Source organism: Brooklawnia sp. (assembly GCF_049651565.1).
Classification (GTDB): domain Bacteria; phylum Actinomycetota; class Actinomycetes; order Propionibacteriales; family Propionibacteriaceae; genus Brooklawnia.
In genome coordinates this window covers 1-11,045 of record NZ_JBASCI010000278.1, presented here as the reverse complement: position 1 = coordinate 11,045, position 11,045 = coordinate 1, and the positions used below count along the sequence as shown (strand labels likewise).

Genomic DNA, 11,045 nt, shown 5'->3' with positions numbered 1-11,045 from the left:
GCCCGACGCAGAGCGCCCCACGGAGCCGGGCCGCCAGGGGCCGGCGAGCACGTCGCCACCTACTGGCCCGCCGGCGGACAGCATCGTGACGGGATCTGGCGATTTGCGAGGGCCGGTCCATGGACTGGCAGCCGGCGGACAGCGGCGTGACCTTGAGGACGCCGACGCTGCCGCCCGCGGGGTGCGAGAGCAGGCGGCCAACGACTGTTGCTCGGCCAGGGAAGTCCCAGCTACCCTGAAGGGGTGCATCCGTATTTCCTGTGACGGCTGAGCAGGGCCCCGCGCTCGTTGAGTGATCCGAGCAAGCGGCGGTCCGCTCGTCCCTGACCCCTCTGGGTCGCCGTCAATCCCGCACCCGCCGCCGCCGCGCGGACCATTTGGTGCGCCACCTCGAAGGATGCAGAATGCTCACCCCTCCCACCCACCTACCGGCGCGGCAGCGCGCCCAACTCATCGCCACCGACGTCTCGGTGATGCGCGGGGCCACCCGCGTGCTGAACCACGTGAACCTCACCGTGACCCCAAGCTCCCGAATCGCGATCATCGGCGAGAACGGCCGCGGGAAGTCGACGCTCCTGCAGGTTCTCGACGGCAGGCTGACCCCGGACGCCGGCATCGTGCAACGCATCGGAACCCTCGGCTTCGCGGAGCAGGAGATGCCCGCCCGTGACGATCGGACAGTCGGCCAGGCCATCCGGGAAGCGATCGCCGATGCCCTCGCCGCCCTGGCCTGGCTGGACGCGGCGGCCGGCCTGCTCGCCGCCGATGCGCCCGGTGCGGCTGAACAGTATGCCTCCGCCCTGGAGCTCGCCGAACTGCTGGACGCCTGGGACGCCGAACGTCGCGTGCGGATCGCACTGGAAGCCCTCGACGCCGAAACCGACCCGACCCGCCTGCTCGCCGACCTCTCGGTCGGGCAACGGTATCGAGTGCGGCTGGCCTGCCTGCTCGGCTCGGACGACGACTTCCTGCTCCTCGACGAGCCGACCAACCACCTGGACGGATCCGGGCTGGAGTTCCTGACCGGGCAACTCCGGTCACGGCCGGGCGGTGTCGTCCTGGTCACCCACGACCGCGCGCTGCTGCCCGACATCGCCGAAACCGTCCTCGACCTCGACCCGACACCGGACGACCGGCCCCGCCTCTACGGCAGCGGGTACGTCGGATACTGCGAGGGCCGGCAGGCCGAACGTGACCGCTGGGAACTGGAGTACGAGCGCCAGCAGACCGAGCACGCCCGGCTGCGGGATGATCTCAGCGCGGCGCAGAACCGCCTGGTCAGCGGGTGGCGTCCGGAGAAGGGCACCGACAAGCACGGACGCGCTACCCGTGCCGGCGGGATCGTGCAGAGCGTGCACCGCCGGCGTCAGGAGCTCCAGGCGCACGCGGTGACCGTGCCCGAGCCGCCCCAGCGGTTCAGGTTCCCGGACCTGCCGACCAGGACCGGCGCCACGCTGCTGGACGCCGAGGGCGTCAGCGTCGCCGAGCGGCTGGCTGGCCCAGTCACGTTCTCGCTGTCGCACCGCGGTCGGTTGGTGGTGACCGGCCCCAACGGCTCGGGCAAGTCGACCCTGCTGCTGGTGCTGGCTGGTGAACTGGCGCCCAGCACCGGTTCGGTGCGTAGACCCGGGCACCTCCGGCTCGGATTCCTGCACCAGGAAACCGCCCTGCCAACGCATCGGCGGGCGAGCGAGGCCTACGCGTCCCACGTTGACGCGCTCGTCGCGGCGGGAACCCTCCCGGCGTCGGATGCCGTCGGGCTGTCCCAGCTCGGCCTGCTGCGTCCTCGGGAAACGGGCAAGCCGATCGGCGCGTTGTCGATGGGGCAACAACGCCGGCTCGACCTGGCGTTGGTGCTCGCCACCAAACCGCAGGTGCTGCTGCTGGATGAGCCCACCAACCACCTGTCGATCGCCCTGGTCGACGAGTTGACCGAGGCGTCGGGCGGGACGCCGGCGGCGGTGGTTCTTTCCACGCACGATCGGCAACTGCTTCGAGACGTCGATGACTGGCCAACAATGCGGCTGAACCTGGGGTCCGCAAGGACCCTTTCGGGTCACCGGGCTTGAAGGCTGGACGCGGGGCCCACCCGAGCACCCTCGAGCCAGCGGCTTGCAGGCCGCCCGGGAGCACCGCGGATTGGTAGAACGAACCGCTCAACTGCGATTCCGGACCGTTGAATCGTTGAAGGCGCGGTTCAGCGTGTCGGATTACCAATCCTTCGCGTGCACTCGCCCCAGCCGGGACTCTGCAAACAGGTGCGCGGTCCGATATGCCCGGCCCGGCTCAGGTGTACAGCGGGTTCGAGCCCGCCGGCGGCCGCTCGTCGTGGCGAACCGGGTCGGGCGGCGTCCCGTCACCGAAGGGTGAACCGCCGAGCTCCTCGCGGCCGTGCGAGGTGAGCAGCCCACTCAGGTCGGGCCCGACCGGGACCACCTGGGTGGGGTTCACCTCCTTGTGGACGACGTAGTAGTGGGCCTTGATGTCCGGGAAGTCGATGGTGTCGCCGAAGCCAGGGGTCTGGAAGAGGTCGCGGAGGTAGCCCCACAGCACCGGGATCTCGCTGAGCTTCGACCGGTTGGCCTTGAAGTGCCCGTGGTAAACCGGGTCGAACCGAACCAGGGTGGTGAACAGCCTGATGTCGGCCAGCGTGATGTGGTCGCCGACCAGGTAGCGCTGCCGAGCCAGCCGCTCGGTGACCTGGTCGAGGGCGTCCCACAGCTCACGGTAGGCGCGCTCGTAGGCGTCCTGACTGGACGCGAACCCGCACCGGTATACCCCGTTGTTGATCTTCGGGTAGATGAGTTCGTTGAGCTCCTCGATCTGGTCGACCAGCCCGTCCGGGTACAGGTCGGGCGCGCCGGGGCGCTGGAACTTACTCCATTCGCGGATGAAGTCAATGGTCATCTGGTCGTAGTCGTTGGTGACCACCTGCCCGGTCGCGACCTCGGCCATCGCCGGCACGGTGATACCGCGCGGGTAGTCGGACACCCGGGCGAAGTAAGCGTCCTGCAGTCGCGGGATGCCCAGCACCGGGTCGACGTCGCCGGGGTAGACCCCGTCGTAGTTCCAGGACCGCACGTCGTGGGTCGGCCCGGCCAGGCTGAGCGAGAACGCGTCCTCCAGACCCATCAGCCGCCGGATGATGACCGCCCGGTTCGCCCACGGGCAGGCCCGCGCCGCCATCAGCCGGTACCGGCCGGCCTCCACGGGCCAAAGCATCCGACCCACCCCACCGGACGTGCCGGGCATCGGTGTCGGTGCCGAACCAGCCGGCACGGACGCCACGATCCGGTCGGCGATGTAGGTGACGTCGCGGGTGAAATCGCCCTCGGTCGACGCGTTGCGGGGGTCGCCCGCCCAGTCCTTGGCCATGGCCGCTCCGTTCGTTGATGACTCAACCATCATCGCGCAGAATGGGTCCGGGACAAGCCGAGGCAGCGAGCCAGCCGGGCGTCCCCACCAAGTCGAGCGCTACAGCGCCCGGTAGACCGCCGCAATGTCCTCGTCGCCGGGCGTCCCCACCAAGTCCAGCGCTACAGCGCCTGGTAGACCGCCGCGATGTCCTCGTCGCCGTGGCCGGCGTCGGACGCCTTGGCGAACAGGTCACCCAGGGCGGCGAGCAGGGCGGTGTCCACGTCCACCGCTTCGCTGGCGGCCAGCCGCAGGTCCTTGAGCAGCCCGTCGAGGGCGAAGTTCGGGTCGTAGTTGGCCGCGGCCATCAGGCCGCCCTTGACCGGCACATACTGCGAGTCGGACTGGGTGTCGGCGACCGCCTCGATGAACAGCCTCGGATCGAGTCCCCAGCCGCGCAGCAGAGCCATCGACTGGGCGGTGCCGGCGGTCAGCATGCCGAGCCAGGTGTTGCAGGCCAGCTTGAGCCGGCTCGCGTCGCCGAGCTTCTCGCCGGCCACCACGGTGCGGTCGCCCATGGTGTCGAGCACCGGGCGGGCCCGCTCGATCAGTTCCGGCTCACCGGACACCAGCATCCGCAGCCGGCCGGTCTCGGCCGGGCCTTTCGTCCCCAGCATCATGGCCTCGATCATCTTCACCCCGGCCCGTTCGGCCGCCGCGGCGATCTGGCCCGCCGCCGCCAGCCCAACGGTGGCGCACTGCACCAGCAGGGTGTCATCGCGCCACGAGCCGCGGCTCTGCTCCAGCACCTCGATGACCGCCGGGCCGTCGAACAGGATCGTCAGCACCACGTCGGCGGCGGCCACCGCGTCAGCCGGCGTGTCCGCCACCCGGACGCCGTCGGTGGTCAACGCCTCCGCCTTGTCCCGGCTGCGGTTCCAGGCGGTCACCTCGAACCCGCTGCGCGACAGCGTGCGGGCCACCCCGGCGCCCATGGTTCCGATGCCGAGCACGGCGACTGCCGGCAACGTGGACTGGGTGGTGTCTGCGCGATTGGTCATGGCTTCTCCTCGGGTGGACCTGGTGGTCGGCGACCAGCCGATCAGGCCAGTCTAGGAGCAGTCACACTGCCCGCCACACCCGCAGGAATTCGCCGCGACCAGCCCGGCCGCCACCCCGACCGGGGTGATTGGCAGCGGCCGCGCGCCGACCTGCTCCGGCTCGCCGAACCGGTCGGCATCCCGCCAGTCGGCCAGCGTGTTCAGGGTGCCGGCGTTCTTGTGCGCGGTGGCGACCATCAGCTTGATCCGGTTGAGCTGGTTCACCTCGGAGGCGCCCGGGTCGTAGTCGATCGACACCACGTTGGCCTGCGGGTACTGGCGCCGCAGCTCGGCGAACATGCCGCGTCCGACCACGTGGTTCGGCAGGCAGGCGAACGGCTGGGCGCAGATGATGTTCGGCGTCCCGTGCTCGATCAGCTCAACCATCTCGCCGACCAGCAGCCAGCCCTCACCGGCCTGGGTGCCCAGCGAGATCACCCGCTGCGCCTTGCCGGCCAGCTCCTCGATGGTGTCCGGGACGCCGAACTTGCCGCCGGCCGAGGCCAGCGCCTTGCGCATCGGGCGCTCGTACTGCTCGATCGCCCAGATCGCCAGCTTCTGCCCGAGGCGTCCCTTGCTGGTGCCCAGGCCGAAGGTCTGCCACTTGTAGTCGGCGGTGTACATGCCCTGCAGGAAGAACGCCGTCAACCCGGGCAGGACGGCCTCGCAGCCCTCCTCCTCGATCACCCGTACCGCGTCGTTGTTGGCGTCCGGCTGGAACTTGACCAGGATCTCGCCGACCACCCCGACCCGCGGCTTGCGGGGAATGTCCAGCAGCGGCAACTCGTCGAACTCCCTGACGATCTGCCTGACCAGCCAGGTGTAGCCGACCCGGCGGTTCAGGGTCGGTGAGTAGCCGCCGTAATCGAAGAACTCGCGCGTGATGGCGTCCCAGCGTCGGTACAGCGCCATCGCCGAGCCCTCGTGGCGCTCGTAGGGGCGCACCCGCAGCAGCACGTTCTGCATCAGGTCGCCCAGCACCATGGCCTGGATCGCCCGGTTGGCCATGCCGGCGGTCAGTTCGAAACCGGGGTTGGTCTCCAGGCCCTGGGCGCTGACCGCGAGCACCGGCACCTGCGGGTAGCCGGCGTCCTTCAGGCCCTTGCGGAGCAGGCCGACGTAGTTGGTGGCCCGGCACATGCCGCCGGTCTGGGTGATCGCCACGGTCGACCGGTCGGGGTCGGCGCCGCCGGAGATGAACTTGTTGATCAGCTGGCCGATCACCATGATCGCCGGGTAGCAGGCGTCGTTGTGCACATACTTCAGCCCGCACTCCACGTCATCGTTGGACGCGTGCTCCAGGACCTCGGCGTTGATGCCCGACCGGCGCAGGATCGGCTCCAGCATCCGGAAGTGGATCGGCGCCATCTGTGGCACGTAGACGGTGTGGGTCTGCTTCTCCGCCAGCCCGAAGACCGGGTTCGGGCCGGTGGTGTCGATCTCGGCGCTGGGTTCGAACGCCGGCCGCTCGCGGGTGGCCGCCTGCAGCGACCGCAGCCGGATCCTCGCCGCGCCGAGGTTGGAGACCTCGTCGATCTTCAGCACGGTGTAGACGTCGCCGGCCTTCTCCAGGATCTCCTGCACCTGGTCGGTGGTGACCGCGTCCACCCCGCAGCCGAAGCTGTTCAACTGGACGATGTTGAGGTCGGGCTCGGTGGCCACCTGGGACGCCGCCTCGTAGAGCCGGGTGTGGTAGACCCACTGGTCGCGCACCCGCAGTGGCCGCTCCAAGCCGGAGCTGACCATGCCGTTGGTCAGCGCGTCCTCGCTGAGCACCACCATCCCGAGCGAGGTGATCATTTCCGGAATGCCGTGGTTGATCTCGGGGTCGATGTGGTACGGACGTCCGGCCAGCACCACGCCACGCATGCTGTTCTCGCGCATGTACTGCAGCGCCCGGTCGCCCTCGGCCTTGATGTCGGCGTGCACCTGGTCGAGTTCGGCGTAGCCGGCCGCGACCGCCGCCTTCGCCTCGACCAGAGTGACGTCCCAGTCGGCGAAGGTCTCGACGACCCGCTCGGCGAGCTTCTCGGGATTGTCCAGGTTGACGAACGGGTCCAGGAACCTGACCTCGGGGTCGGTGCGCAGCCGCTCGACGTTCTTGGCCAGCACCTGCGGGTAGAACGCCACGATCGGGCAGTTGAAGTTGTTGTCGGCGTCGGCGAACTGTTTGCGCTCGTAGCTCGCGCACGGCATGAAGATCGTCTTGATGCCCTTGTCGAGCAGCCATTCGATGTGCCCGTGGGCGATCTTGGCCGGGTAGCAGACATTCTCCGACGGGATCGACTCCATGCCGGTCTGGAACAACTTGTGCGAGCTGCGTCCCGAGATGACCACCTTGAAACCGAGCTCGGTGAGGATGGTGAACCACAGCGGGTAGTCCTCGTACATGCCCAGCGCACGCGGGACGCCGATCTCGCCGCGGGTGGCCTTGGCGTCGGTGAGCCGGCGGTAGCCGAAGATCCGCTTGTACTTGTAGTCGTACAGGTTCGGCACCTCGGACTTCTTCGGCCGGGCGTCCAGGGACGCGCCGCGCTCGCAGCGGTTGCCCGAGACGTGCCGGGAGCCGTCGTCGAAGGTCGAGATGGTCAGTTTGCAGTGGTTCTGGCACAGCTTGCACTGCCGCTGCTCGCTGGTCACGCTGAAGGCGTCCAGATCGCGCGACATCATGGCCGAGACCGCGCCGACGCCCGGGCCGTCCGGGGCGAGGTAGTGCATCCGCGCGGTGAGGGCGGCGCCGTAGGCGCCCATCAGGCCCGAGATGTTGGGACGGACGACCTCGACGCCGGCCTGCAGCTCGAAGGCCCGCAGCACCGCGTTGTTGAGGAAGGTGCCGCCCTGGACGACCACCCGGTCGCCAAGTTCGGACGGGTCGCGCAGCTTCATCACCTTGTACAGGGCGTTGCGGACGACCGAGTAGCTCAGCCCGGCCGAGATGTCGGGCACCGAGGCGCCCTCCTTCTGGGCCTGCTTGACCGAGGAGTTCATGAACACGGTGCAGCGGCTGCCCAGGTCGACCGGGTTCTCAGCGGCCAGCCCCAGCCGGCCGAACTCGCGCACGTCGGTGCCCATGGTCTCGGCGAAGGTCTGCAGGAACGAGCCGCAGCCGGACGAGCAGGCCTCGTTGACCGAGATCGAGTCAACCGCGCCGTTGCGGATCTTCAGGTACTTCATGTCCTGGCCGCCGATGTCGATGACGCTGGTCACGCCGGGGCAGACCGCGGCGGCGGCCCGGAAGTGGGCCATGGTCTCGATCTCACCCTCGTCGGCGTGCAGGGCGGCCTTGACCAGCTCCTCGCCGTAGCCGGTGACGCAGGAGCGGCCGATGTATGCGCCCGCGGGCAGCGCGGCGATCACCTCGCGGGCGATGTTGACCGCGGCGACGGTCGGATCGCCCTTGTTCGAGCCGTAGGTGGAGAAGACGATGGTGCCCTCGGCGTCCAGCACCACCGACTTGATGGTGGTCGAACCGGCGTCGATGCCGAGCCAGACGGGGCCGGAGACGTCCGTCATCGAGCCGATCGGGACGGCGGCCTGGGCGTGCCTGGTGTCGAACTCCGCCCGCTCGGCCGCGTCGACGAACAGCGGCCGCATGCTGCGGGTGGTGACGGCGATCTGGTTGGCGGCCTCCAGGCCGGCGGCCAGGTGCGGCAGGCTCAGTGCCGGTCCCATTGCGCTGTACGCCGCACCGAGCGCCACGTACAGCTGGCCATTGTCGGGAGTGATGTACTCGTCCACGTTCTCGCCGAGCGCGCGGACGAAGGCCGCTCGCAGCTCGGGCAGGAAGTGCAGCGGCCCGCCGAGGAAGATCACCTTGCCGCGGATCGGGTGTCCGCAGGCCAGGCCGGCGACGGTCTGGGTGGCGACGGCCTGGAAGACCGAGGCGGCGATATCGGAGTGGGCGGCGCCCTGGTTCAGCAGCGGCTGGACGTCCGACTTCGCGAACACCCCGCAGCGGGACGCGATCGGGTACAGGTTCTGGTAGTCGGCGGCCAGCGAGTTCAGCCCGGCGGCGTCCACCTTCAGCAGGGTGGCCATCTGGTCGATGAAGGCACCGGTACCGCCGGCGCAGGTGCCGTTCATGCGCTGCTCGGGAACCGGGTGCAGGTAGGTGATCTTGGCGTCCTCGCCGCCGAGTTCGATGATCACGTCGACCTCTGGGTTGAGGTGCTCGATGGCCGCGGTGGCGGCGATGACCTCCTGGACGAACTGGACGCCCATCGCCTTGGCCACGCCCAGGCCGCCGGAGCCGGTGATGGCGACCTTCACCGGGTCGCTCGGGAAGTGTGCCTGCACGTCGCGCAGCAGGTTGGCCAGCTCGCCACGCACGTCGGCGTTGTGGCGGCGGTAGTCACTGAAGACGATCTCGTCCTCGTCGACGACGACGGCTTTCACCGTCGTGGAACCGACATCGAGACCCAGGGACAGGGCGCTGCTCATATCGTCCTTCATCCGGTTGTGCATACAGAACGATCATTCTGGTTGATTCTCACAGTAACCCATCGCCGGCCCACCAGGCCCACCGGGGTTCGGACAAGTTGCCGCGCCGATCCTTGTGGAGTTCGACGCGTCCCCGGTCGACAACCCCCGCCGACCGGTGCCGCGGCGCCGAGATCTAGGGTGGGCAGGTGACCGACAAGACCACCAGCCGGCAGGCGATCATCGACGCCGCGGGCGAACTGATTCGCAGCCATGGCGTGCAGGGGGCCTCGATCGCCCGGCTGGTGAAGTTGTCCGGCACCTCGGCAGGTGCCATCTACCACCACTTCAGTGGCAAGAACGCCGTTGTCGTCGCGGTCGCCCGGGAGGCCATCGCGGTGCCGCTGCGGGCGTTGGAGGAGTACCGGCACCGGCCGGCCTCGCCGGCTGAACTGGCATCGTTCGCGATGAACGCGCTGGCCGTGGCGCCGGAGCTCGGCGACCTGCTCGCCCAACTGGGCGCCGGTGCGGGAACCGACGACGAACTGGGTCAGCAGCTGCGGGCCGAGTTCGCCCTGCTGCGCGACTCGATGGAGGAGACCATGCTGGCCTGGGCGCAGGCCAACGACATCCCGGGCGGACGGGTCAGCGGCTACAGCCAGTTGCTCGCCGGTCTGACGCTCGGCTACGCCTCGCAGCGGGTTCTGGTCGACGGGTTCGACGAGTCGGGCTACCGGAACCAGGCGGTGCAGCTACTGAAGCTGTCTAAGAATGGTTGACCCGATTCATAATATGAAACGTTGGCATCTGCGCTCACAATGCGGAACAGTTGGGCGCGTGCGAGCACGGTCGACCAGCCGAGGAGTCGCCGCGCCCAGCATGGCCCGGCGATGTCGCCGGATCGTCGCTGCCGGCGCGGCGTCCATCCTGATGACCGGTTGCGTGGCCGCCGACCTGATCTCCCCCGAATCGGTGTCCGCCGACGCGATGTCCGGCCTCGCCCAGCCACCCCCGGTGCCGCCGACCGACTACCAGGTGCTGGCGACTGGCCTGCAGGCCCCGAACGCGCTGGCCATCACCCCCGACGGCACCACGCTGGTCGCCGACGGCCCGCAGCTGCTGCGGTACCGCTTGGACCAGCCGCTGGAACCCATCCAGCACAATCTCACCAGCGTCCTCGGCGAAGCCACCGACCTGTTGTCGTTGGCGGCCTCACCCGCGTTCTCGTACAACCGTGAGCTGTACGTCTGCCATCGCACCGCATCCGACCTGCGGGTGACCAGGATCAGCCTCGACGACGAACTGGAGCGGGCGGAGGCCGGCGCCACCCTGCTGACCGACCTGCCGCTGCCCGAGAACGAGGCCGATCGGGGCTGCCAGGTCGGGTTCGGGCCGGACGGGCTGCTCTACGTCGGCACCTCGGACGGCGGGGACCCGTCCACACCGCAGGACCTTACCTCGCTCGGCGGCAAGATCCTGCGCCTGGACCCGCTGACCGGCGCCGCACCCGACAGCAATCCGTTCGCCGACCGCAGCGACATGGTCACTCAGCTGGTCTACAGCTACGGCCACCGCGCCGTGACCGGGCTGGCCTGGCACCCGGCCAGCGGCCAGCTCTACGCCATCGACCGCGGCCCGGGACGCGAGGATGAGATCAACGTCGTGGTGGCGGGCGGCAACTACGGCTGGAACCCGGCGTCCGCGTCAGTCACCGAGTACCGGACCGAAGGGGTGCCGATGACCGACCTGTCGCTGCCCAACGCCCGGCCCGCCGCTTACAACTCGGGCGACGTGAGTCAGCAGCTCGGCCCGGCCACCTTCATCTCCGGGGCGCAATGGGGTGCCTTCGAGGCCGACCTGGCGATCAGCAACCTGACCGGGCCGCGGCTGTGGTTCCTGCACGTCACCGGTGAGGTGGTCGGTCAGCCGATGACGTTGAACTCACCCGATCCGGGTGGCTCCAGTGTGGCGCTGGCGCAGCACCCCAACGGCGACCTGCTGGCGTTGAGCAGCAACTCGGGGGTGAACCGGCTGGTGTGCGTCCGGGTCATCCAGTAACGCCCGCGCGCCCCGGCCTAGCCGGTCGAGGACGCCGCCGTGGTCAGCGCGGCAGCAGCGCCCCGGCCGGCCACCATGGCCTCCGCAAGACCGGTCCCCGGTGCTGGGTCGGCG

6 protein-coding genes are annotated in these 11,045 nt (G+C 69.3%); 3 read left to right on the top strand and 3 right to left on the bottom strand.

The genetic code is table 11. The annotated features are described in order from the left end of the window. The first annotated feature begins 404 nt into the window (after window positions 1–404). Window positions 405–2,069 (top strand): ABC-F family ATP-binding cassette domain-containing protein, encoded by a 1,665-nt coding sequence (locus WBL05_RS13625; RefSeq protein ID WP_424226682.1) that lies wholly within the window; start codon window positions 405–407, stop codon window positions 2,067–2,069. A 217-nt stretch (window positions 2,070–2,286) separates the two neighbouring features. Here WBL05_RS13625 and WBL05_RS13620 read toward each other — a convergent pair whose 3' ends face one another. The 3 genes from WBL05_RS13620 to WBL05_RS13610 all read right to left on the bottom strand — a co-directional run bounded on the left by WBL05_RS13620 (window position 2,287) and on the right by WBL05_RS13610 (window position 8,906). After that, complete coding sequence (locus tag WBL05_RS13620; protein WP_424226680.1) at window positions 2,287–3,375, bottom strand: glutathione S-transferase C-terminal domain-containing protein; 1,089 nt, start codon at window positions 3,373–3,375, stop codon at window positions 2,287–2,289. Between the two features lie 161 nt (window positions 3,376–3,536). Further along, a complete protein-coding gene (locus tag WBL05_RS13615; RefSeq protein WP_424226679.1) occupies window positions 3,537–4,415 on the bottom strand; it encodes an NAD(P)-dependent oxidoreductase in 879 nt (292 codons plus the stop codon). Window positions 4,416–4,466: 51 nt separating this feature from the next. Beyond that, a complete protein-coding gene (locus WBL05_RS13610; RefSeq protein WP_424226677.1) occupies window positions 4,467–8,906 on the bottom strand; it encodes an acyl-CoA dehydratase activase-related protein in 4,440 nt (1,479 codons plus the stop codon). 176 nt (window positions 8,907–9,082) lie between these two features. Here WBL05_RS13610 and WBL05_RS13605 point away from each other — a divergent pair, with 176 nt between their 5' ends. After that, entirely contained in the window at window positions 9,083–9,652 is a 570-nt protein-coding gene (locus WBL05_RS13605) for a TetR/AcrR family transcriptional regulator (protein WP_424226675.1), read from the top strand. Between the two features lie 100 nt (window positions 9,653–9,752). Further along, on the top strand, window positions 9,753–10,931 hold the full coding sequence (locus WBL05_RS13600) for a PQQ-dependent sugar dehydrogenase (protein ID WP_424226673.1): 1,179 nt from the start codon (window positions 9,753–9,755) through the stop codon (window positions 10,929–10,931). Window positions 10,932–11,045 lie beyond the last annotated feature (114 nt).